Raw genomic sequence first — 24,587 nt, 5'->3', positions numbered from 1 at the left:
TCAGGCTTTGGTATCAAGCCATACAGACCCGTAACGCGTGTAGGCAGCAGGAATCTCAATGATTTCTTTCAAATCATCTGCTGCCGTGCGCACCCAGAACGGATCACGCAGCATTTGTCGGCCGACAAACACCAAGTCAGCTCGGCCGTTTTGCAGGATGTCTTCGGCCTGACGACCACTCTGGATGACACCCACCGCACCCGTCGCAATATGCAATTCTTTGCGCAGCAACTCAGCGGCCGGGACTTGGTAACCAGGATAGGTCTGCACCTTGATCATCTTGATCCCGCCGGAGCTGCAGTCGATCAGATCGACGCCCTGCTCTTTCATCCAGCGACCGTATTCAAGGAACGACTCGGGGGTATTCCCGCCTTCGGCGTAATCAGAGCTGGAGATACGAACAAACAGAGGGCGATCGCCCCAATGGGTTTTGACTTCCTCCAGCACTTCGCGCAGGAAGCGATAGCGACGCTTGGCATCACCGCCATATTCGTCGTCGCGGGTATTGGCGAGTGGTGAGAGGAACTCACTCAGCAAATAACCATGTGCGGCATGGATCTCAAGCACATCAAAGCCCGCTTCACTGGCACGTCGTGCGGCATCGCCGTAGAGCTTTACCAACCCCGGAATTTCCTCAGCCGCGAGTGCGCGAGGCACGGGGCTGGTTTCCGTGAAAGGGATAGCCGATGGCGCGATGTGAATGAGATTGGGCAGGTCAGCGTTGCGCCCCGCATGGCCGATCTGAGCACCGGCTTTTGCACCAAAGCTGTGAAGCAGTTCGGTCAGCGCTTTCAAGCCGACGATGTGTGCGTCGCTCCAGATACCGAGGTCACCGGCCCCGATACGACCGTCGGCGTGGACTGCCAACGTTTCCGGGAAAATCAGCCCCGCCTGGCCCAACGCGCGAGCACCGTAATGCACTCGGTGCCACTCAGTGACAAAGCCGTCATCGGCAGCCATGTGCATGCACATCGGCGACATAACGACGCGGTTTTTCAGTTTAAGGCCTTTGATTTCATGAGGAGACAGCAGCAAACTCATCTAACTAATTCCATAGTGATCGATATGGAATAATGTTAACGTGCGCATCCGACTCGCGTAAGTACGCACATTTTTGTGCTGTAGGTACATTTTTTATACCTAGGAGATCCCTTTGAAGAAATGCGCCCCACAGAGTGAAGTTGAAGCGTTTGCCTGTCCTGTCGCCTTCACAGTGGATGTCATCGGCGGCAAATGGAAATCGCTCATACTGTTCCATCTGATGTCAGGAACGAAGCGGTTCAACGAATTGCGCCGGCTGATGCCAGATGTGACCCAGAGAATGCTCACACTACAACTCAGAGAGCTGGAGACAGATAAGGTTATCCATCGCGAAATCTATCGAGAGGTCCCGCCCAAGGTCGAGTATTCCCTCACAGAATTAGGCAACACGCTTGCCCCACTGATCAGCGCGATGCGGGAGTGGGGAGCGGTGCATGAGCGTGCAATCCTGGCATTCAGGCGCGCTGAGATTGATGCAAATTCATTTGAATCGCTCGCCTAACTTTAGATTCTTGTCAGGCAGGCGAACGCCTCAGCGCAGGATAAAGAACTAGCACTGGGGCGTGGACACTGGTGGATCTCGATCCACCTGGATGACCACCCCTTACCGAGTGCTTCTGGCCAAATGCTCGTATGCCAGACGAGCGGATTGGCCCGCTACTTGGCGATGGACGTGACGCCCCTCCCCCTGGGATCAGATACGGGTTCAGGCACGCCGTGCTCAACGCGGATTGCCTGAATATCACCGTTGAAGCCTTGGTTAGCCAGGTAGTAGCCAGCGACGTCAAGGTCCGCCGCCAGTTGCCCGGAAATCGCCGCGTAGGGCTCCCAGAAGATCGTGTTGGCAGGCAGCAGTTGGTGGTGAAAACGCATCGCACCCACCGCGTCTTTCAGCCCCAGGTGAAAGTCATACACGTTACTGACAACCTGAAAGATCGACGTAAAAATCCGCGAGCCACCCGGTGTACCAATGACCAGGGCGACCTTGCCGTCCTTCAGGAAAATCGTCGGAGTCATCGAAGACAATGGCCGCTTTCCGGGTTCGATAGCATTGGTATCAGTGCCCACGACGCCCATCTGATTGGGCACCCCAGCCAGTGCCGAAAAGTCATCCATCTCGTCATTGAGCAAAATACCGGTTTTTTCTGCGACCACACCGGAGCCGAAAAAGCCATTGAGCGTGTAGGTGTTGGAAACGGCATTGCCCCATCTATCGACGATTGAGAAGTGCGTGGTCTGGGGTTTCTCCGGCGATTCGATATTCAAACCGGCGACGACCTTATTGGTGTCCGAAGGGACCGACAAATTGACCTGCGACGCCCGGCCCGCCAGGTAGTGTTCGTCGATCAATTCATGCACCGGCACCGTATAAAAATCCGGATCGCCCAGGTACTGCGCCCGATCGGCAAACACACGCTTCTCGATCTCCGCCACCAGGTGCATATAGCGCGCGGAATTGAGCGGCACGCCCTGGAAATCCTCGCGGCGCATCTCTTTCATCTTCAACAGTTGCACGAGCGCGACCCCGCCGGAGCTGGGCGGTGGAGCGGTGACAATCTGAAAGCCATTCCAGTTGGCTTGTATGGGATCTCGCCACACGGCTTTGTAGTCGGCCAGGTCCTGCGTGCTGATCAGCCCGCCATTGGCACTCATATCGGTCACGATCAGCGCAGCGGTTTTACCAGCGTAAAAACCTTTCGGTCCCTGCGCGGCGATGCGCTTGAGAACCGCCTCAAGTTCAGGCTGCTTGAAGGTAGTGCCTGCCTGCAGCTTGCCGAAATGTTCAGCGAAGTTGGTTTTACCGGCGAAGCGTTTAGCGTTTTCGCTTGCAGCAATACTGGCCAGTGCGTCATCGACGACGAAGCCGTGGTGCGCATAGCCAATGGCCGGCTCGATAAGCTGCGCCCATTTGAGCTTGCCAAAGCGCTTGTGCGCCTCCCACATGCCGGCGACCGTGCCCGGCACGCCCACCGACCGGTGGCCGATCACACTGCCTTGCGGTTGGTCGGCAGCAATCACTTTTTTACCCGAGCTGTCGACGAACATGTCTCGCGTCGCTTTCAGCGGCGCACGCTCGCGGTAATCGAGAAAGTAGGGTTTGCCCTTGTAATAAACGGTCATGAAACCACCGCCGCCGATATTCCCGGCTTCGGGGTAGGTCACGGCCAGGGAAAAGGCAACAGCGACGGACGCATCCACGGCATTCCCGCCTTTGGCAAAGATTGCGTTGGCGGTGTTCGCAGCGATTTGGTCAGGTACGGCCACCGCAGAGTGCGTCAACGCAGTGCGTGGGCTGGCGATTGCCGGTTGATAGATACCCATAAATAGCAACATCATCCACAGTGCGACGCAGCGACGCGTCCGATAGAACTCTGATTTCTTGCACATAGACCACCTGTTTTTTTTATAAATAATGGCAGCACAATGGCAACTAACAGGGCGCGATTCGTTATCGGAACTGGGCACCCCGGCGCCTGAAAAGAATGAACACGCAACAATTTCTTATTGGTTTATCAGCCAAAAAAAGAGCCCTCGACGCGGTTAACGTGGAAGGCTCTTGTGTGTCACTGATTAAGCGTTCTGTTCGCCCCCTACAGCGCTTTTTCGCTCCAAGGGTGCTTTCTCCCACTTGGCGATAACCAGGGGTGCAATTGCATTACCCAGCACGTTCAAGGTGGTAGTGCCGCTGTCGATGATCCGGAAGATCCCGGCAATCAACGCGACCCCTTCCAGCGGCAGCCCGGCAGATGCCAAGGTGGCCGACAGAATGATGATGGCAAACCCAGGTACACCCGCAGCGCCCTTGGACGTCAGCACCATCGTGACCACCAGCAAAATCTGCTGAGTCAGTGACAGGTCGATGCCATAGAGCTGGGCAATGAAGATCGTCGCCACCCCGAGGAAGATCGAAGCACCGTCCAGGTTAAACGCATAACCCACCGGCACCACGAAGCTGACGATGCGCCGAGGCACGCCATAGGCCTCCAGTTTGGTCATCAACTGCGGCATGACCGCCGCAGAGGCTGCACTGGAGAAGGCCAGGATCAGCTCATCGCGGAAGTACTTGATCAACTTGAAGACGTTTTCGCCGATCAAGTAGCAAATACCGCCAAGCATCACCAGCGCAAAGGTAATCAGCGCTAGGTACACCACGCCGATCAGCTTGAGCAACGGTAGCAACGAGGCAAATCCGAAGGTCGCCACCGTGGCCCCGATCATGCCGAATACACCAATCGGTGCATAGGCCATGACAAACGACACGACTTTGAACATGGCGTCGGAGAAACCCTGCACTACCGCAATGACCGGTGCGCTTTTCTCTTTAGGCAACGTGTTCAAGGCCATACCCAGCAGCACGGCAAAGAACAACACCGACAGCAACTTCGCTTCCGACATCGCGACAATCACGTTATCGGGCACGATGTTTTGCAGGATGATCAGCGCGCCTTTCGACGGCTCCATATGCACGGCTGCCGCATTGTGGGCGATACCCGCGATTTCGGTACCTTTACCCGGCTCGAAAAGGTTGGCGAAGCACAAGCCGAGCACGATGGCGAGGCTGGTGATTGCAAAGAAGTAGATCAACGACTTTGCGCCCATGCGCCCGAACGATTTGTTATCACCGCCCCCGGCAATGCCGAGGATCATGCAGCAGAAAACAATCGGCACGACGACCATCTTCATCATCTTGATGAAGATATCACCGAGCGGTTTAAGGATCTCGGTACTGACCCACACTTGATTTTCCGGGTGGGTATTGAAATACCAACCCACGAGCACGCCAAGCAACAGCCCGGCAACGATTTGCCAAACTAAGGGGATACGTTTCATGTCTAGCCTTTTTGTTGGAATGAAAGGACTGCGTGACGGCAGTAGCTAGATTCATGAGCTTCCAGCTCATTTATGTTTTCTGGAGCACGCTTTAACGTGCTCCAGATTTTTATTATTTTGCGAAGAGCTGGCTCATATCCTTGAACGCTTTGAACTCAAGCGCGTTGCCGCACGGGTCGAACAGGAACATGGTGGCTTGCTCGCCGACTTGGCCTTTAAAGCGAATGTAAGGTTCGATAACAAACTTGGTACCGAAGGATTTCAAACGCTCGGCCAGTGCTTCCCATTGAGCCCATTCCAGAATGATGCCGAAGTGCGGAACCGGTACGTCGTGGCCGTCTACCGGGTTGCTGTGCACGCTTTCCTGAGAAGCAGTTTTCGGGTGTTCATGGATGACCAACTGGTGGCCGTAGAAATCGAAATCTACCCACTGCTCGCTTGAGCGGCCTTCGGCAAGGCCGAATACCTCACCGTAAAAGGTGCGCGTAGCTGCCAGGTCATACACAGGGATTGCGAGGTGGAAAGGAGAAAGACTCATCAGGACTCCGATAACAATTTTTATTGGTTTGTGGTGCCGGACACCGTGGTCGCTGCCCGACGTTTTTTGACGGTGGATTTATGCTAAAGCCGAACCAACCTAAAAAAAATCAATATAAATTTTTCACAAACACAATTTTATTTTGTTAATTGGGGATCTCTTTTTACTGCTCCCAGGCCGCCTGAATCGCATGGGTAATTTGATCGACAAACACCCTTGTCTTCGTCGGAACCAATCGCCCCGGGGCATCACGGCATAGATCCCACCCGGTGCCGGGCCTTCCCATTGCCTCAGTATTTGTACAAGCGTGCCATCGCGCACCGCCGCCCCGGCCTGCCAATCAGGCGTCAGAATGATCCCTGCGCCCTCCACAGCAGCCTGTAAAAGCGCCTCCGAACTATCCGAGATCAGCGGCCCCGTCTCAATGCTGATTCCGTGTCTAGGCGACTGGTGTCGATGGACACGCGGATCGATCCCCCTGGCAACCGCGTATTGCAACATCGCGCAGAGCATGAGCATCTCGCGAGCCAATTTCTGGATAGATGCAGAGAGACAGACCCGAAAAGTCCGCCTAGGGATATCAACTCAGAACCCTCTTCCGAGCGACCACGGATTTGCCCCATTCGGGTTGCTCATCCAGTATATGGAGGCGCACTGAATACCAGCCACGGCCCCCCAGGTCCGTGTCGGCAAATGCCGTTCGCGATCGCTCGTACGCCCGGTGTGAATGGGGGCATAACTGGGGGCATAATTCGTTTTTTTCAGGCTGTAACTACCGCCCTAGAGCCCAGTAAAAATGTTTTTTGGGGATCCGGATAGTCTCTAGGGGTCTTCTCCGCTATTCGATAGACCGGTCTAAGGCTTTCAGCGGAACAGTGGAAGCAATAAAACTGCGCATGTCGGCCGAATGAAAACGGTGAGTGCTCACCGTTTTCATTCGGGTCGGGATACTAATATTTGAAACGACCCACCAGGCCTTTGAGCTGACCGGAAATGTCTATCAATCGACCCGAGCCAGCCTGTGACGACTGAGCAAAGCCTTCGACCAGTTGGGCATCGGCATGGATCTGCGCGATGTGGCGATTGATCTCTTCGGCCACCTGGTGCTGCTCCTCAGCGGCTGTGGCGATCTGGGTATTCTGGTCGCGGATCGAGTCCACCGAGCCACGGATCTTGTCGAAGCTGTCACGCGCCTGCTGAATGCGTTCCACACTGGCGTGGGACACTTGCAGGCTGCCTTGCATCTGCTGCGTGACCTCTTGGGTGCGGCGGGCGAGATTGCCCAGCAAGCTGTCGATCTCGCCGGTGGAGTCGGCTGTCCTGCGAGCCAGGGCGCGGACTTCATCGGCGACCACGGCGAAGCCTCGGCCTTGGTCACCGGCGCGCGCGGCTTCAATCGCCGCATTGAGCGCTAGCAAGTTTGTCTGCTCGGCAATTGAGCGGATGGTATCGAGAATGGTGTTGATGTTCTGGCTGTCCTGCTCCAGCAACTGCATGGTCTGGGTCGACTTTTGCAGGTCTTCGCTGAGCTTGAGCACGCTGCCGGTGGCTTCGCCGATGTGCTGCTGGCCATCATGTACGTCGCGATAGCCTTCGTCGGCACTCGACGCGGCAGCACTGCACGAACGTGCAACTTCGTTGGCAGTAGCGACCATTTCGTTGAACGCGGTGCTCACCAACTCCACGGCCTCACGCTGGCGACCTGCAGCCTGGTTCATGTTGTTGGCCACTTCGCTAGTCTCGGCGGCCGCGGTCTGCAGGTCAGATGAGGCGTTGCCTATGCGTTGCACCAATTGTGCAATCATGCTCAGGAACTGGTTGAACCAGCCCGCCAGGCTGGCGGTTTCGTCCTTGCCCTGCACCTGGAGTTGGCGCGTCAGGTCGCCTTCTCCCTCGGCGATTTCTTGCAGGCCGTCGGCCACGCCGCGAATCGGACGCACAATGACGCTGGCAAAGCTGGCGCCTACTATCGCGAACACCAACGCCAATGCCGCTGCAATGGCGGCGATCAACCAAGTCAGCCGGCTGACGTCGGCCATCACTTCATCACGCTTGATCAGGCCGATAAAGCGCCAGCCCAGGTCTTTGGAACTGACCACGTTGGCCATGTAGGCCACGCCATCAATCTCGATTTGGGTCACGCCGTCGCCTCCCTTGGCTAGTTCGGCGTAGTTGGGACCCAGGTCGGCCAGAGGTTTGAAGTTGTGCTTCGCGTCGCTGGCGTCTACCAGCACGTTACCGTTGTCTTCCACCAGCATCAGGTAGCCGCTATCGCCCAGCTTGATGTTGCGCACCAGTTCAGTGAGCTGTTTAAGCGATACGTCAAGGCCAACCACTCCCAGGATATTCCCGGCGGCGTCGGCGACAGTACGCACGGTGCCGATCAGCGTCACATCGTCCGGTGCCCAATAGTAGGCACCCGTGCGCACAGTGGCGCCTGGCGTGGCGATGGCCGCTTTGTACCAGGGACGGACGCGCGGATCGTAGTTGTTCAGCTTGGTGTCGTCCGGCCAACTGGCGTAGCCGCCGTCACTCAGACCCAGGGACAGGTAAGCAGTACTCGGATGACTTTTGGCGAACTGGTCAAATATCGCCAGCAGCTCTTTGTTGGCCTGAGCAAGTGGAATTTGCGCGGCTTCGGCACCCGCGTAGCTCTTGAGGTCTTTCGCCGCGACAACGCGCGGGTCCTTGGCTATATAGTCGACGTTTTGGCTTATGCCGTCGAAAAACTGCTTCATGCCATTGTCGATCTGGCGGATCTCACGACCGCTGCTGTCGAGAAAATTGGCCTGGGCCCCCTCTCGCAAATTCAGCACTACCAAAACGGCGACCAAGATGACCGGGACGCACGCGATAGCTGCGAACGCCCAGGTCAGCTTCTGCTTGATATTCATGACTTCACCTGCGGATATTTATAGTTTTGGCAAGGGGAAACGCTAGCACTGAACGTCGCATGTGTTGTTATGAGGAGATAGAGCCCATGCGTACTCTGAGTTATCGACCGCGACGGTGCGCACTTTAGAACGGCGAACATCGGCAAACTCAGCGCAATCTATCTGCGATTAAAGAAAGGCTTCCCTGCCTTGGAAAACCTTCCAGAACGTCGCATCGATTTTCCTGGCCGCTGCTTCACTGACCCAACCCTGCCAGATTTCGGGATCCGGCTTCTGCGCCAGTTGGACCCAATCCAATTGGCCCATTAGCGGCGTGGGAGTTCAGTAGCAGAACAGGATCGGTTCGCCCCGCTTGCAACTCGATAACACGGCTACGCCCCTGGTTACGGAAGGATCGAGGCGGTTTGGCAAACCGGATCAAAGGTGCAGCGCGGGCTTGGACTGGCGAACGCCATGACCAGAAGGGACGCGGACACGCAGGGCAATCAGCAACGCGGCCAGCAGCATCAACACGGCTGCCGCTACGAATACGCCTGCGCTGCCACCGAGGCTGAACATTGCACCGCCAGTGGCGATGGCTGACTGCACAGAGGCCACGACCATGCCTCCAGCGCTTTCCGCCTGATCAGGTGCCGCGCTGGCGACCCAGTTCGACCACGCCACCGGCACACCACCAAAGGCCATGCCCCAGACCGCCAGCAGTAGCGCCTGCCCCGGCACCGAGGCCGGCAACAGCACCAACGCCAGTGCTGCAACGCCGACCAGCGCGGGCATCAGCACCAGAGTGGCCAGCGGGTGGCGCTCCAGCAGCCTGCCGGCCAACAGCGTGCCGACGAAGTTCGCCACACCGAACCCCAGCAGCATCAGTGACAACCCTTGCGCGCCGATGCCGGTAGTCCCTTCAAGGAATGGCCGAACATAGGTAAACATCGCGAAGTGCCCGCTGTGCACCAGCACACAACCGAACATGCCCATGGCGATGCCTGGGCGCTGCAACACCTCGAGCACAGTGCGCAGGCGTGCCGGCCGGCGCGGCGCAAGGCGCGGCAGAGTAAGCGCCTGGAAAGCCAGGGTGACCATGCCTACCGCCGCCGCGGCGAAGAACGCGCTGCGCCAGCCATACAGCCCACCCAGATAGCTGCCCAGCGGCACCGCAACGACCGTGCCGATGGCGATGCCGCTGAAAATGATCGACAGCGCCCGGGGCAACAGCGCACTCGGCACCAAGCGCATCGCTACCGCCGCCGCCATGCTCCAGAACCCGCCAAGGGCAATGCCCAGCAAGATGCGCATCACTAACAGCACCGCGAAGCTGGAGGAAACGGCGACCAACAGATTGGAGGCGACCATCAACATGGAAAAACCCAGCAACACCCAACGTCGGTCGATGCCGCGGGTCAGGCCTGGCACCAACAAGCCAGCGAACAACGCCACCACGGCGGTTACCGTTACCGCCTGGCCAGCCAGCGCTTCAGACACTCCCAGGTCGGTAGCCATCAGCGTCAACAAACTGGCCGGAAGGTACTCAGCGGTCAGTAACCCGAACACACCCATTGCCAACGAAAATACGGCCATCCACGCGGGGGTTGCAGGCTCTACGTCCGCGCCGACGCCGCAATGGCGGTCGGACACGGTGTTACATACACAGTCAGTCATTGCACGGATCTCCCAATCTTCATTAAGAGCCGAAGTCTAGGCACCGAAATCCGGATGATCTATGATTCAAAGTCTCTACTTTTTGACTAAAACACCTGAACGATGCCTGCAGATCAGTTTGCTCTTTCCTCGGACCTTATCAACGAGCTGTTGCGCGGCATGCGCCTGCGTGGTGTTGAATACCGGCGCATCCAGACGGGTCCAACTTTCGGTTTGGGCTTTGCTGAAAAACCTGGGCACGCCTGGTTCCACTTCATGGCCGTCGGCAATGCGGTGTTGCGGATGGAGGACGGGACCACGTACGCGCTGTCTGCCGGCAACGCCGTGTTTATTTCCCATGGCGCAGCCCATCAACTGTTTTCCCATCAGGGCGCGCCTGTCCAGGACATCGATCATCTAGACGGTGCGCCCTTGGGTGAAACCGTCAGCGCGGTGAATACCGGAACCGATGCCGGCGCCACTCCGAGCACTATTCTGTTCAGTGCTTGTATGGAGTTTGAACTGGGCAGTATCCATGGCCTTGGCCGGCTGATGCCGGGACTGATGCTGATTGATGCCGGCGGCCAGCGTTACCCAGGGCTGGTGCCGATCCTGACCACCATGGAACGCGAGGTCAGCGCCGCCCGTGTCGGCTTCGCCGGTATCCTCGCGCGGTTGGCCGACGTGGTGGCGGCCATGGTCGTTCGCGGCTGGGTCGAGTGCGCCTGCGGCAATGCTTCTGGCCTGGTCGCCGCCTTGCGCGATCCCCGCTTGGCCGGAGCACTGCTTGCGCTCCATCAACAACCGGGCCGCGACTGGACTGTTGCGCAGTTGGCAAAGCACTGCAATTCCTCACGCTCGGTCTTCGCGGACCGCTTTCAGGCTACGATTGGCATGGCCCCGCTACGCTATGTCACCGAACTGCGCATGCGGCTTGCAAGCCAGTGGCTGACCCTCGAAAGGCTACCGATTGAAGAAGTAGCACAACGTTTGGGCTATACCTCCCAGGCTGCCTTCAGTCGTGCATTCAAGCGCATTACGGGCAAGACACCTGGATTGAGTCGCAAGGTGAGGCAAGCCGAACGCAGGTAGTGGATGATCCGTGCCACTGACTCATTTACCTCCCGTTACATCGAGATCTGATTTTTGATTCAATCAACGATATCTTCGGCCAATGAACAGATTCCGCGCAGTCATTTACCTGGTAGTTCTTCTCTGCACTGGCTGCGTAAAAACGGCCAGTATTCCACCCGCCGACCTCACGTTATCGTCGTTTGAGCTCGGCCCCGCCAACCTGTTCACGGCACACTTCAACTCCACTGTGGATTTGCAGAACGCTTTCAATGATTACGAAAGTTTCAACCAGCTCAGCCCTACCCTGATCTGCTCTCTGAACCGAGACATGGAGTTCTCATCCGAGCATCCAATCGCGGTAAAAGCCGAAGGGCGAGTGAACGCAAGCAGTCAAGCCAGGCCCAATTACAAGTTTTCCTCCGATCTGATCTTTTACTACAGCAATCCGAATGGCGCGCAACGCGACTTGAATGACTACGACGCCATCAAACCGTTGCTGGCGTCGCAAGCTTCAATTCCCTGCAAAGTTCGCATAACTGCCTATGGGTATGAGGCCTATTACACGAATACGTTGCTGATCCCATCCAGGCTGATGATGGAGCAGATTTTCAGGTAGCCGCCCTTTGCTGAACCTGGTGTAAGGATTCGCCGAGACTCTGGTCGGCGACTTATCTCACTCATAAACAAGCCCGGAAACCGTCCCCGGGCTTTTTCATTTGTGCGCCTCTTTTGCATTTTTGTGCGACACATCCCCTTTCAGTACTCCCGCAAGGCTCTGGCACGGTGTTAGGTTGTAAGTGTATGTGTCTCAACCTTGAGACACGCCTAACTCACTGCCCTGCAAAGGAATGCCCTTCGTAATGAATGTCCCTTTCAAAAAACTGGCTGCCACCACCTTGATGCTGGCTGGCCTTGCCGTGTTCACGGCGCCCGCGCAAGCCAATATCACCCCGCAGCAGAGCGCTGAAATTCTCAGGACCTACAGCGCCGACAAAGCCACAGACTTCCGCCAGTTCCTCGGCAGCCTGGGCAAGAGCGATCTGGCGAAAACCGCCGACATTGGCCCGGCCATTGGCGCGTACCTCGATAACAAGACTTTGAGCGCCGATCAGCAGAATGAAATCTATCGTCTGCTGGGTCTCTACACGCGAGCGAGATACAGCGCCGCCGCCACCGAAACCCTGCGCGAACTGGTCGAGATCCCGACCTATCGCAAGGACGGTGTCGAACAGCATGACAACCCGGAATTCATCAAGATCGCCGCGAAGATCAAAAGTCTTGCCGAGTCATTCAATCTGAAATTCCGCAACATCGACAACCGCGTCTACGAGATTTCCCTCGACGGTAGCGGCGATGAAGTGGTCGGCATTCATGCCCACGCCGACGTGGTACCAGTGACGCCGGAAAACTGGGTGCTCAAGGATGGTACCCGCCTCGACCCGTTCAAGATCACCCTGATCGGCGACCGCATGTATGGTCGCGGCACCGAGGATGACAAGAACGGCATCGTGGTCACGCTCTATGCCATGAAAGTCATCAAGGAAGAAAAACTACCGCTGGTGCGCAACTTCAAGTTGCTGGTCGACACCACTGAAGAAACCACGGGCGACGCGATCCCTTACTACTTCGAACGCAATCCGACGCCGAACTACAACCTGGCGCTGGATGGCGGCTACCCGGTGGTGATTGCCGAGAAAGGCTATGGCACCGTTATGGCCAACTTTGCCAAGCGCAAAGGTGAAGGCAAAGGTGCGGAGATCACCTCGATGACCGGTGGCCTGGCGAACAACCAGATTCCGTCGGCATCGGTCGCCACCCTGGTCACCGACAAGCCTGCGGAGCTGGCTGCCAGCCTGCAGAAGGCCGGTGACGAGTTTGCCAAGCGCAATGGCGGCGATTTCCAGGTGAGCACCAAGGTCGACGGCAAAGACGTCAAACTCACCGTGACTGGCGTATCTGCGCACTCCTCCGAGCCCGAATCCGGAGTCAACCCGGTCGCGCGGATGCTGGTCTTTATCAATAGCCTTGATGGCAAAGTCGCGTTCAAGCACAACCACATCACAGATGCCGCACGTTACGCTGCCGACAATTGGGGTCTGGATTACCTCGGTAACAAGCTGGGAGTCGGATTCTCCGATGCCTTCATGGGGCCGCTGACAACATCGCTGACCTACGTCGGCATGGATGACAAAGCCTTCAAACTCGCGGTCAACCTGCGCGTGCCGAAGGGCAAGTCGCCGAAGAAGCTCAAAGCAGAAATCGCAGAGAAACTGGCTGCCTGGAGCAAGAAGAGCCACGTAGCCGTTGCTTTTGACTATTCGATCGACGAGCCGATGTACCGCAATCCTGAGGGTGAGTGGGTCAAGACACTGTTGGCTGTTTCAACAGAAAATCTCGGCATGAAACACGAGTTCGGCACCTCCGCCGGCGCCACCTCGGTGCATGAATTGCCCAACGGCGTGCAATTCGGTCTGGCCATGCCAAATGTGAAATACACCGGTCACACCGATGGCGAGTTCAAGACTGTGGAGCAATTCCAGCTGGATCTGCAAATCGTCACGGAAATGATCGGCCGCATCGGTCAGTTGCCGAAACTCTGATCGCATTGTCGAACCCGCCGCCATGGCGGGTTCGGCATTTTTAATCCCCGCGTAATCCCCGCCGCGCAGCCTCGCTCCTGACTTTTGCACACCGGGCAACACAGAATTGCCCTCAAAGAGATTGATAGCCACCTAACGAAAGGTGCATGCTAGAGGGCTCGTTCGGGTCTTATATCATTCCGAATGATAGTTACCTTTGCTTCATTCGATTCGTGCCATCACACCTCGCCGAGCATCATCCGCCCATCTTCAATACATTGGCGGATGCATCCATGGAACAGTCACTCAAACATTTGCGCTTCCCGTTGGCCATGTTGGCCGTACTGGTGATGAGCGCCTGCGGCAAGACTCCGGAGACTGCCGCCACCGCGCCTGCTGCCAAAGTCAGCGTGGCCAAGGTGATCGAACAACCGGTCAACGAGTGGGACGAATTCACCGGGCGCCTCGAAGCACCGGAAACCGTTGAAATCCGTCCACGAGTCTCCGGCCAGATTGATGACGTCGCTTTCACTGAGGGCGCACTGGTCAAGAAAGGCGACCTGCTGTTCCAGATCGACCCGCGTCCGTTCCAGGCTGAGGTGCGCCGCCTCGAAGCACTGGTCGCCCAGTCCCGCGCCAACGCCACCCGCAGTGAAAACGAAGCCGGTCGTGGTGAACGTCTGCGTGCCAGCAACGCCATTTCCGCCGAACTGGCCGACTCGCGCACCAGCGCTGCACAAGAAGCCCGCGCCGCCGTCGGTGCACTGCAAGCGCAACTGGACCTGGCCAAACTGAACCTCAGCTTCACCCGCGTGACCGCGCCGATCAGTGGCCGTGTCAGCCGTGCCGAGATCACGGCCGGCAACCTGGTGACCGCCGACACCACCCCGCTGACCAGTGTGGTATCCACCGACCGCGTTTATGCCTACTTCGACGCCGACGAGCGTGTGTTCCTCAAGTACACCCAGCTCGCCCGCAACGGTCAACGCGGCGCCACGACCCCGGTGTACATGGGCCTGTCCAATGAAGACGGCAACCCGCACCTCGGCCAGATGAACTTCGTCGACAACCAGGTCAACCCGAAAACCGGCACCATCCGTGGTCGCGCGGTGTTCGATAACAGCGACGGCACCTACACCCCGGGCCTGTACGCACGCTTGAAGCTGGTCGGCAGCGGCACCTACAACGCCATGCTGATCAACGACGAAGCGGTCGGTACCGACCTCGGCAAGAAGTTCGTACTGGTGATGGATGCGGACAACAAAACCGCCTACCGCGCCGTCGAACTGGGTCCAAAAATCGAAGGCCTGCGCATCGTCCGTACCGGCCTGAACAAGGACGACACGATCATCGTCAAGGGTCTGCAACGGGTTCGTCCTGGTTCACCGGTCACGCCTGAAGTGGTGCCGATGGCCAGCGAACAGACCATCGCGGCACTCGCTCAACAACGTCAAGCGCTGGAAGCCAGCAACCTGCCGAAAGTCGCCCCTGCCAAAGGCGCGTCCGGTTCGGTTGTGAAGCTGGCTGCTACGACCCCACGCGGTTAAGGGACGACAACTCCGATGAATTTTTCCCAATTCTTCATTTCACGGCCGATCTTCGCAGCGGTGCTGTCGCTGTTGATCCTGATCGCCGGTGCGATCTCGCTGTTCCAGCTACCGATCAGCGAATACCCGGAAGTCGTGCCGCCAACCGTGGTCGTGCGTGCCAACTTCCCGGGCGCCAACCCCAAAGTCATCGGTGAAACCGTGGCCGCTCCGCTGGAGCAGGCCATCACCGGCGTCGAGAACATGCTGTACATGTCCTCGCAGTCGACCGCCGACGGCAAGATCACTCTGACCATCACCTTCGCCCTGGGCACTGACCTGGACAATGCGCAGGTGCAGGTGCAAAACCGGGTGACCCGAACCGAGCCGAAGCTTCCCGAGGAAGTGACGCGCATCGGTATCACCGTCGACAAAGCATCGCCCGACCTGACCATGGTTGTGCACTTGACCTCACCGGACAAGCGCTACGACATGCTCTACCTGTCCAACTACGCAATCCTCAACATCAAGGATGAGCTCGCTCGTCTGAACGGTGTTGGTGATGTGCAGTTGTTTGGTATGGGCGATTACTCGCTGCGGGTCTGGCTCGATCCGAACAAGACCGCTTCGCGCAATCTGACTGCAACCGACGTGGTCACCGCGATTCGTGAGCAAAACCGTCAGGTCGCGGCCGGTCAACTCGGTGCCCCCCCTGCCCCGAATGCCCAGAGCTTCCAACTGTCGGTCAACACACAGGGTCGTCTGGTCTCCGAGGAAGAGTTCGAGAACATCATCATTCGTGCAGGCGACGACGGTGAAATCACTCGCCTCAAGGACATCGCTCGCGTTGAACTGGGTTCCAGCCAATATGCGCTGCGTTCGTTGCTGGACAACCAGCCGGCCGTAGCCATTCCGATCTTTCAGCGTCCAGGCTCCAATGCCATCGACATCTCGAACGACGTTCGGGCGAAAATGGACGAGTTGAAGAAAGGCTTCCCGCAAGGCATGGACTACAGCATCGTCTATGACCCGACGATCTTCGTGCGCGGTTCGATCGAGGCGGTGGTTCACACCCTCTTCGAAGCACTGATCCTCGTGGTACTGGTGGTGATCCTGTTCCTGCAAACCTGGCGCGCCTCGATCATTCCGTTGGTGGCGGTGCCGGTATCGTTGATCGGTACGTTTGCGGTGATGCACCTGTTCGGCTTCTCGCTCAACGCGCTGTCGCTGTTCGGCCTGGTACTGGCCATCGGTATCGTGGTCGACGACGCCATCGTGGTGGTGGAAAACGTCGAACGGAACATTGAACTCGGACTGACACCGGTCGAAGCAACCAAACGGGCCATGCGTGAAGTAACCGGTCCGATCGTTGCCACGGCGCTGGTGCTGTGTGCGGTGTTCATTCCGGCGGCGTTCATCTCCGGCCTCACCGGGCAGTTCTATAAGCAATTCGCACTGACCATCGCCATCTCGACCGTGATCTCGGCGTTCAACTCGCTGACCCTGTCGCCAGCATTGGCCGCAGTATTGTTGAAAGGCCATGATGCACCGAAAGACCGCTTTTCCAAGGTGCTCGACAAGATATTCGGTGGCTGGTTGTTCCGTCCGTTCAACCGCTTCTTCGACCGCGCCAGCCATGGCTACGTCGGTACGGTGGGCCGGGTTATCCGCAGCAGCGGCATCGCCCTGCTGTTGTACGCAGGCCTGATGGTGCTGACCTTCTTCGGTTTCTCCAGCACGCCGACCGGTTTCGTCCCCGGCCAGGACAAGCAGTACCTGGTAGCTTTCGCACAACTGCCAGATGCCTCGAGCCTGGATCGCACCGAAGAAGTGATCAAGCGCATGTCGGACATGGCGCTGAAACAGCCAGGCGTGGAAAGCGCCGTAGCGTTCCCGGGGCTGTCGATCAACGGCTTCACCAACAGCCCGAACGCCGGCATCGTCTTCGTGACGCTGAAACCGTTCGACGAGCGTAAAGACCCGAGCATGTCCGCCGGTGCAATTGCCGGGGCCTTGAACGGTCAGTACGCGAACATTCAAGAGGCGTACATGGCGATCTTCCCGCCACCGCCGGTACAAGGTCTGGGCACCATTGGTGGTTTCCGCCTGCAAATCGAAGACCGGGGCAACCTGGGCTACGACGAGCTGTACAAAGAAACCATGAACATCATCAACAAGAGCCACAGCGTGCCGGAACTGGCCGGGTTGTTCACCAGTTACACGGTGAACGTGCCACAAGTCGATGCCGCCATCGACCGTGAAAAAGCCAAGACCCACGGCGTGGCTGTCAGCGACATCTTCGACACCCTGCAGATCTACCTGGGTTCGCTGTATGCCAACGACTTCAACCGCTTCGGGCGCACCTATCAGGTCAACGTTCAGGCCGAGCAGCAGTTCCGCCTCGAATCCGATCAGATCGGTCAACTGAAAGTACGCAACAACAAAGGCGAAATGATCCCGCTGGCGACCTTCATCAAGGTCAGCGACACCTCGGGCCCGGATCGCGTGATGCACTACAACGGCTTCATCACTGCAGAAATCAACGGCGCGGCTGCCCCGGGCTACAGCTCCGGCCAGGCGGAAAAAGCCATCGAGAAACTGCTGAAAGATGAACTGCCGAACGGCATGACCTACGAGTGGACCGACCTGACCTACCAGCAGATTCTGTCCGGCAACACCGCGCTGTTCGTGTTCCCGCTCTGCGTATTGCTGGCGTTCCTGGTGCTGGCCGCTCAATACGAAAGCTGGAGCCTGCCACTGGCGGTGATCCTGATCGTACCGATGACCCTGCTGTCGGCCATCACCGGCGTGATTATCTCGGGCGGAGACAACAACATCTTCACCCAGATCGGCTTGATCGTATTGGTGGGACTTGCCTGTAAGAACGCGATTCTGATCGTCGAATTCGCCAAGGACAAACAGGAAGAAGGCCTCGACCCGCTCGCGGCGGTACTGGAAGCCTGCCGTCTGCGTCTGCGGCCGATTCTGATGACCTCCTTCGCGTTCATCATGGGTGTGGTGCCACTGGTGTTCTCCAGCGGTGCCGGTGCCGAGATGCGTCACGCCATGGGTGTGGCGGTGTTCTCCGGGATGCTCGGGGTGACCTTCTTCGGTCTGCTGCTGACGCCAGTGTTCTACGTACTGATCCGTAACTTTGTCGAACGCGGCGAAGCCCGCAAAGCGGCCAAAGCTCTGAAACTGGAGGCGCAACAATGAGTCTGAAAGTCTTCCTGCCGAGTCTGCTGGTGCTGGCCCTCAGCGCCTGCGCTGTCGGCCCCGACTACAAGACCCCAGCCACGGAGGCGGCCAATATCACGGCCGTCACCGACGGCGCCGCCGGGCAAAAGAACTTCGACCGTTCGAAATTCGAAGGCATCTGGTGGCAGCAATTCGACGATCCGACCCTCAATCAGTTGGTGACCCAATCGCTGCAAGGCAACCGTGAACTGCGCGTGGCGTTCGCCCGCTGGAAAGCCGCCCGGGCGATCCGCGACGACGCCAGCAACGATGCGATGCCGACCATCACCAGCCGCGTCAGCAGTGATCTGGCCAAGGGACAAATCCCTGGCCAGACCACCGACCGGGTCAATAGCGAACGCTATGACCTGGGGCTGGACATGGCCTGGGAACTGGATCTGTTCGGGCGTATCCAGCGCAATCTGGAAGCCAGCGACGCCGACCAGCAAGCGGCCGAAGCCGATCTGTACCAACTGCAAGTCACCATGATTGCTGAACTGGTCGACGCTTACGGTCAACTGCGCGGCGCGCAACTGCGCGAAAAGATCGCCGTGGCCAACCTCAACAATCAGGTGGAATCGCGCAAGATCACCATCAGCCTGCGAGACGCCGGTGTCGGTGATCAGCTTGATGTCGAGCGCGCCGATGCGCGTCTGGCCAACGTTGAAGCCACCGTGCCGCAGTTGCAGGCGGAACAGGTTCGGCAGAAAAACCGTATCGCCACCCTGCTCGGTGAGCGTCCGGACAAACTGACTGTCGATCTGAGTCCGAAAGACTTGCCGGCGATTGCCAAAGCCTTGCCGATCGGTGATCCGGGTGAACTGCTGCAGCGTCGTCCGGACATTCTCAGCGCTGAACGCAATCTGGCTTCGGCCACGGCGCGCATCGGTGTCGCGAAAGCCGATCTGTTCCCACGGGTCAGCCTCAGCGGCTTCCTCGGCTGGACGGCCGGGCGTGGTTCGCAAATCGGTTCCTCGGCGGCCAACGCCTGGGCACTCGGCCCGAGCATCACGTGGGCGGCGTTCGACCTTGGCAGCGTACGCGCCCGTTTGCGTGGCGCCGATGCTGAAGCCGAAGGCGCACTGGCGACTTACGAGCAACAAGTGCTGCTGGCACTGGAAGAGTCGGAAAACGCTTTCAGCGATTACGGCAAACGCCAGCAACGCCTGATCTCGCTGATCCGTCAGAGCGAATCGAGCCGCAAGGCTGCCGACCTCGCTGAAATCCGCTATCGCGAAGGCACAACAGACTTCCTCGTGCTGCTCGACGCGCAGCGCGAACGGTTAAACGCCGAAGACAGTCAGGCCCAGGCTGAAGTCGATCTGTATCGCGGCATTGTCGCGATCTACAAGGCCCTTGGCGGCGGCTGGCAACCGGAGACTGTTGCCAGCAAGTAATCGATTGTTAAAGAGCTCCTTTGGTTGGCCGCAACCAACCAAATTTTTTGCCCCGCGTATCATTCGGTCGCGGGGCTTTTTTTTGATTTTTGATCAATGAAATCTTGTGGGAGCGAGCCTGCTCGCGAATGCGGTGTGTCAGGCGATACCATCGGGGCTGATCCAATGCTTTCGCGAGCAGGCTCGCTCCCATGGGGTTAACGGTGTTCTTCAGATCGGGTGTTTTCCAGCACTGTGACGGTGGCTGTGGTGCCCGCTCGCAGGCGGTTTTTACCGGCGTAGTCGCCATCGATATCGATCCGCACCGGCACTCGCTGCGCGAGTTTTACCCAGGTGTAGCTCGGGTTGATGTTGGCCAGTAGCCGACTGCCCGGCGCGTTCTCCCGGTCGGCAATGGCGAAGGCAATGCTTTGCACGGTGCCGCCGAAAGTCTCCCCGCTCATCAATTGCACCCGCACCCGATCGCCCTCGCCGATACGCGGCAGTTTGGTTTCTTCGAAGTAACCACTGATGTAGAACGAGTCACTGTCGACCAGCGCCAACAACGCGCCGCCACTCACCGCGTAGTCACCCTCACGGGTCAGGAGGTTGGTCACGTAACCGCTGACTGGCGACTCGACGCGGGTGCGCTGCAAGTCCAGTTCAGCCTGGGTCAATGCGGCAATCGCCAACTGCACATTGGCCTCGGCAAGACCGAGATTGGCCTGATTGCGCAACACGTCCGCCTGGGCCACGGCCACATCGGTACTGGATTTTTCCCACTCTTCGCCAGAGATCGCGAACCCCTGCTTGAGCGTACGTCGTCGGCGCTCTTCACTCTGCCGCTGCTTGAGCAAGGCTTCACTGGCAACAATGGAGGCTTGAGACTGGCCCAGCGTTGCCTTCGCGACCTCCACCGACCGTCGCGCGTGCTCCACCGCCAGGCTATAGCGCGCCGGATCGATTTCCAGCAGCAGTTGCCCCTTGGCGACATGTTGGTTGTCCTGCACCGCAAGCCTGACAATCCGCCCCGAAACGTCGGCAGACAAGGTCACGACATCCGCCCTCACCCGTGCATCCCGGGTCCACGGCGCACGGGTGTAATGCTCCCAGGCAAACCAGCCGAGTACGATCGCCAGCAGCACCACCGCCAATGTGATCAATCGCGTGAATAGCACTTTCAAGGCATCAGGCTCCCATCAGCAAAATCAGCGTGGCACATACGCAGGCATACAAGGCACCTTCGAACAGCGCCTCATGCCAGACCAGACGCAGCACGCCCAGACGCCGCAATCCCCAGTCCAGCATCATGAATATCGGGATGGCCAACAGTAACGCCTGGGCAATGGGCGGCAGATAGACACCGCCGATTTCGAAATCAATGGGCAAGGGCTGCTTCTCCTTCCGGGACGGTACGCTGAATATCGTCACCGTGGCGCTGCAGAAATGACACGACGATCAACAGGGCCACACGCATACGAAACAGCGACCAGACATGCTCATGGCTGGCGACGTGCAGTTCATCGAGTTCGTCGCCCAATATATGCAGCGTGGTCATCAATGGCGCCAGTTCGACATCCTGCCGCCCGGCGACAAAGCGCCCGGTTTTGCGCACGGCCGATGCCAGACGCTGAGTAACGGCATCTGTCAGCAGCGCATTGTTGTGTGCCTGCTGTCGCAACTGATGCATCGCCACGCCGAGTGCCACGCAAGCCAGACTGATTTCATACAGTTGCTGCATGGGCCGGCTGTTCGCCGCTGGCAGCAGGCCGAGCATGCTGGTCAGGCGATCGACCATACGGCTTTCGAAGGCAAACTGTTGTTCATCGGTCGCGGGGGTTTTGGTCAGCGCATACACCTGCTCGCGCGCTTCGTTATACAGACGGCGAAGGCGCCACGCCGGGCGAAACGGGAAAATCCACGCATAGACAATCAGGGCAAGCATGGCCGCGCTGACGTAGGCGCCGGCGAATTCGAACCATTGAATCGCGGTGTTCTGCCCGGTGCCGACATTTTGCGGGCCGAGCAGCAGGAAACTCGACAATCCCAACCCCATGCCGATCCCCGCTGTTGCCGGACTCGCCAAGCCGACAGCGATCACATACAGCAGCGGTACCAGCAGTAATGCCAACAGCTCGAAATCACTGATCGCCGGTACCAGCATGAATTGATAAAAGGCTGATACCACCAGCGCCAGCCCCAAGCCTCGGGCGTAACTCTGTGCGGCCAGCAGCGGCCGCGGAAACGTCGCCATCAGCGAACAAAGAATGCCCACCAGAATCATCCCGCCTCGTGCGCCATCCCAAGCGGTTTCGATCCAGATCAACCCGGCAACCAGTAATGCGGTAAAGGCGCGGACGGCGTTCATCGAGGCCAGAGTGAAATCCAGGTGCAAGGGGCTGGCCTGACCACGATAAAGGCAACTGGCCTCCCGCCCTTCCTGAATGGCATCGCTCAACTCCAGAATCTGTTCCAGTTGCTGTAACAGCCGCGCCTGTTCCCAACGCAACGCCCATGCCAGCGAACGCAGAGTAGCGCTCATGTCTTCGGTCAGTTGCTCGGCCTTATAGGCCAACACCTCGAACTGTTGCTGCAAAGTGACTATGTGATGGCGTCTATCCGGAGGCAGTGACCGCCCCTGCTCCGCCAATTGGTCGAGAAGTGCCAGTTCATCGGCACGAAGGCGTTGGATATCGAGGGGCAGATCACCCTCCCAGCGCTCGGTCAGCAGTTCGCGCTGATGCCGTAAAGCGGTCAACCGCGAGGTCAGCAGCATCAGTTGATTGCCCAGCAATAGCACCAGGTTATTGGCGCTGCGCAAACGTGGCGCATCGAAATACAAATGGCGACGCAACCCTTCCAGGGCACTGATCTCCCCAAGCAAACGCATTTGTCGGTGTTGAAAATCGGCTTCGCTTTCCTCCGTGCGCAACACTGCCGCGGCATGGCTCGCTGCCAGCTTGATCACCTGATCAACCTTGGCGAAGTAACCTTTGGCCACGGTTTGCGGGCGCGCCGTGAGCAGGCTGACCACACAGACACAGGCCACAGCCAGCAAGGTTTCGGTAACACGGGTAATGGCAAGGAGGAAGGTGCCATCCTGATCAGGAATAGCCAGCAACGCCACTACCACAGCGGTATAACCGCTGAGTACAAACGCCTGGGAACTGGTGTAACGCAGCAACGTGCCGCCCGCGGTACAGAGCGCCAGCCACAGAGCCAGCGTGGTAATGAACGGCAGCGGCGCCTGCGGGAAGACCGCCATGATCAATACTGCAACCGTCGCACCAAGGGTGGTGCCGATCACCTGGCCGAAACTGCGCGCCAGCGCCATGCCCGCCAACGGCTGACTGACAATGACGACCGCCATGATCGACCACTTGGGCTGATCGAGATCGAACAAAAACGCCAGATACAACGTCAACAGACCCGCCGCAATGGTACGCAGGGCAAACAGCAGTACGGCTTGACCTGGATGGATCACAACCTTGAAATAATTGAACAGAGCTTGCATGGCAACACTCAACGAAGCGACTCCTGCAAGCGTAGACACTGCATCGCATGCCTGACGGGTTTCGAAGTCGACAGAACTTGTAGGGCGATTCGCTTGCTCGGTGTTTGACTCAGAGCCCGAGCTGACCGAAGCTTGCCGCTCTGCTCAAGTACGTCTGTTTTCGGAAACCTGCATGCCTCAGTCTCGTCGCTACCTGCTTATCAGTCTTGGCCTTGTTCTCATTGCCGCCGTGGTCTGGCTGTCCGTGCGCAGCACCACTGCGGTGATTCCGGATGCAATCAAACATGGCTACAGCGAAGCGCTGGGCGCCGCCCGTACCGGTGAACCGGGCGCGGCGCGTCAGTTGTATCAGCAACTGGGACGTCCGGATCTTTCGGTCAAGCGGCGTGTCTGGCTGCATGGCGAGTTGCCCAACTACCCAAGCCCACAGGCCCTGAAGCTCGCCGACGCGGATCTCCAGAACGAAGCGCCCGCGGTGCGCCTGGCGGCGATCAAAAGTGTCGTGGGCCTGGTGCCTGGCGGGCAACGCAGCCTGTTGCTGGGGCCGATGCTGGATGACGAGGATCAAACCGTTCGTTTTGCGGCAATCAATGCTCTGCTCGGCCTGTCCCCGGACGAACTGGGTCTGTATTTCGCACCGTTGCAGCAGGCAATCGATGGCTGGGAACAGGCGCTGAAGGATCAACCGGAAAGCGCCGCGTCTTATGCGCAACTGGCGCGCCTCTATATACATAACGCCGAACTCAAGGAAGCGCAGCTGGCGCTGGACAACACACTGCGGCTGGAACCCGGCAACCTGCCGGCATTGGTGATGCAGATCGACGTGCTCGACCGCCAGGGCCAGAGTGACGCCGCCCGCCAACTGCTCGCCCGACAGCTTAAAGCCCAGCCTGACTCCGCCTATCTGCAACATGCCCTCGGCCTGTGGCTGCTGCACCACGGCCAGCGTGAATATGCCTTGCTCGGCCTGTCCAAGGCTGTCGAACTGGAACCCGATAACAAGGACTACCGCTACGACCTTGCAACCACCCTGCACAGTGCGCAGGAGCTGGAAGCGGCGCAGAAACAGTTGCAGGAAATCGTCCAGCGCCACCCTGCCGACCGCAAGGCGCGGGTCTTGCTGATCAATTACTGGAAGGAAAGCGGTCAACTGCAGAACGTACAGATTTTGCTGGCTCAACTGGAGCAGTTGAACCCTGACGATCCGGCGCTGCAGCAAGGTCTCTGATCCTGCGGCAATGGGGTAAATCCTTTCGCGCTGAAGAAAAAGCGGAACTGCCATCATTGCTACGGGTCAAGTAGTTCAGGCCGTTCAATTCAGTCAGCGGTCTCGATTCCCGTA

The 24,587-nt window shown here is 58.3% G+C and carries 17 protein-coding genes and 2 pseudogenes; 8 read left to right on the top strand and 11 right to left on the bottom strand.

The window, feature by feature from the left end:
- Window positions 1-1,041, bottom strand: a complete 1,041-nt coding sequence (gene namA / locus HU718_RS14605; RefSeq protein ID WP_186615974.1) for an NADPH dehydrogenase NamA — start codon at window positions 1,039-1,041, stop codon at window positions 1-3.
- Window positions 1,042-1,153: 112 nt separating this feature from the next.
- On the opposite strand from namA, the gene HU718_RS14600 reads away from it, so the two are divergent.
- Window positions 1,154-1,543 (top strand): winged helix-turn-helix transcriptional regulator, encoded by a 390-nt coding sequence (locus HU718_RS14600; protein WP_046036265.1) that lies wholly within the window; start codon window positions 1,154-1,156, stop codon window positions 1,541-1,543.
- A gap of 155 nt (window positions 1,544-1,698) precedes the next feature.
- On the opposite strand, the gene ggt is transcribed toward HU718_RS14600, so the two are convergent.
- The 7 genes and pseudogenes from ggt to HU718_RS14570 all read right to left on the bottom strand — a co-directional run bounded on the left by ggt (window position 1,699) and on the right by HU718_RS14570 (window position 9,960).
- A complete protein-coding gene (gene ggt / locus HU718_RS14595; protein ID WP_437180880.1) occupies window positions 1,699-3,378 on the bottom strand; it encodes a gamma-glutamyltransferase in 1,680 nt (559 codons plus the stop codon).
- 234 nt (window positions 3,379-3,612) lie between these two features.
- Window positions 3,613-4,872: a cation:dicarboxylate symporter family transporter gene (locus HU718_RS14590; RefSeq protein ID WP_012724352.1), complete on the bottom strand. Its 1,260-nt coding sequence runs from the start codon at window positions 4,870-4,872 to the stop codon at window positions 3,613-3,615.
- Window positions 4,873-4,984: 112 nt separating this feature from the next.
- Window positions 4,985-5,410, bottom strand: a complete 426-nt coding sequence (locus HU718_RS14585; protein WP_010656575.1) for a VOC family protein — start codon at window positions 5,408-5,410, stop codon at window positions 4,985-4,987.
- Window positions 5,411-5,533: 123 nt separating this feature from the next.
- The gene (locus tag HU718_RS14580; protein WP_225936866.1) at window positions 5,534-5,911 is read right to left on the bottom strand and encodes a LysR substrate-binding domain-containing protein; all 378 of its coding nucleotides are present in this window, start codon (window positions 5,909-5,911) and stop codon (window positions 5,534-5,536) included.
- A gap of 449 nt (window positions 5,912-6,360) precedes the next feature.
- Window positions 6,361-6,897, bottom strand: a pseudogene (locus HU718_RS29990) (methyl-accepting chemotaxis protein); the annotation flags it as partial.
- Between the two features lie 327 nt (window positions 6,898-7,224).
- Window positions 7,225-8,304, bottom strand: a pseudogene (locus tag HU718_RS29985) (HAMP domain-containing protein); the annotation flags it as partial.
- A 417-nt stretch (window positions 8,305-8,721) separates the two neighbouring features.
- Complete coding sequence (locus HU718_RS14570; protein WP_186615972.1) at window positions 8,722-9,960, bottom strand: MFS transporter; 1,239 nt, start codon at window positions 9,958-9,960, stop codon at window positions 8,722-8,724.
- A 102-nt stretch (window positions 9,961-10,062) separates the two neighbouring features.
- Here HU718_RS14570 and HU718_RS14565 point away from each other — a divergent pair, with 102 nt between their 5' ends.
- The 6 genes from HU718_RS14565 (at window position 10,063) to HU718_RS14540 (ending at window position 19,752) form a co-directional block, all read left to right on the top strand.
- Complete coding sequence (locus HU718_RS14565) at window positions 10,063-11,031, top strand: AraC family transcriptional regulator (RefSeq protein ID WP_186615971.1); 969 nt, start codon at window positions 10,063-10,065, stop codon at window positions 11,029-11,031.
- A gap of 82 nt (window positions 11,032-11,113) precedes the next feature.
- Complete coding sequence (locus HU718_RS14560) at window positions 11,114-11,629, top strand: hypothetical protein (protein WP_186615970.1); 516 nt, start codon at window positions 11,114-11,116, stop codon at window positions 11,627-11,629.
- A gap of 244 nt (window positions 11,630-11,873) precedes the next feature.
- Entirely contained in the window at window positions 11,874-13,613 is a 1,740-nt protein-coding gene (locus HU718_RS14555; RefSeq protein ID WP_186615969.1) for a dipeptidase, read from the top strand.
- A gap of 272 nt (window positions 13,614-13,885) precedes the next feature.
- On the top strand, window positions 13,886-15,139 hold the full coding sequence (mexE, locus tag HU718_RS14550) for a multidrug efflux RND transporter periplasmic adaptor subunit MexE (protein WP_095120869.1): 1,254 nt from the start codon (window positions 13,886-13,888) through the stop codon (window positions 15,137-15,139).
- Between the two features lie 15 nt (window positions 15,140-15,154).
- Window positions 15,155-18,334, top strand: a complete 3,180-nt coding sequence (locus tag HU718_RS14545) for an efflux RND transporter permease subunit (RefSeq protein ID WP_077573019.1) — start codon at window positions 15,155-15,157, stop codon at window positions 18,332-18,334.
- A complete protein-coding gene (locus tag HU718_RS14540; RefSeq protein ID WP_186615968.1) occupies window positions 18,331-19,752 on the top strand; it encodes an efflux transporter outer membrane subunit in 1,422 nt (473 codons plus the stop codon). Before HU718_RS14545 ends, HU718_RS14540 begins: the two co-directional genes overlap by 4 nt.
- A gap of 197 nt (window positions 19,753-19,949) precedes the next feature.
- Here HU718_RS14540 and HU718_RS14535 read toward each other — a convergent pair whose 3' ends face one another.
- Genes HU718_RS14535 through HU718_RS14525 form a run of 3 tightly spaced genes read right to left on the bottom strand, consistent with a single transcriptional unit; the run spans window position 19,950 to window position 23,245 of the window.
- Window positions 19,950-20,915 carry an HlyD family secretion protein gene (locus HU718_RS14535; protein WP_150729862.1) on the bottom strand — a complete coding sequence of 322 codons (966 nt, stop codon included), beginning with the start codon at window positions 20,913-20,915 and terminating at the stop codon, window positions 19,950-19,952.
- Between the two features lie 4 nt (window positions 20,916-20,919).
- Window positions 20,920-21,120 (bottom strand): DUF1656 domain-containing protein, encoded by a 201-nt coding sequence (locus tag HU718_RS14530; RefSeq protein WP_095120872.1) that lies wholly within the window; start codon window positions 21,118-21,120, stop codon window positions 20,920-20,922.
- Window positions 21,110-23,245: an FUSC family protein gene (locus tag HU718_RS14525; protein WP_186615967.1), complete on the bottom strand. Its 2,136-nt coding sequence runs from the start codon at window positions 23,243-23,245 to the stop codon at window positions 21,110-21,112. Before HU718_RS14525 ends, HU718_RS14530 begins: the two co-directional genes overlap by 11 nt.
- Window positions 23,246-23,417: 172 nt before the next feature.
- Here HU718_RS14525 and HU718_RS14520 point away from each other — a divergent pair, with 172 nt between their 5' ends.
- Window positions 23,418-24,473, top strand: coding sequence for a tetratricopeptide repeat protein (locus HU718_RS14520; protein WP_150706600.1), 1,056 nt, complete (start codon window positions 23,418-23,420; stop codon window positions 24,471-24,473).
- The last annotated feature ends 114 nt before the right edge of the window (window positions 24,474-24,587 follow it).

Source organism: Pseudomonas tensinigenes, assembly GCF_014268445.2.
Classification (GTDB): Bacteria; Pseudomonadota; Gammaproteobacteria; order Pseudomonadales; family Pseudomonadaceae; genus Aquipseudomonas; species Aquipseudomonas tensinigenes.
The sequence above is the reverse complement of the archived record's forward strand: the minus strand, read 5'-3'. Positions and strand labels throughout refer to the sequence as shown.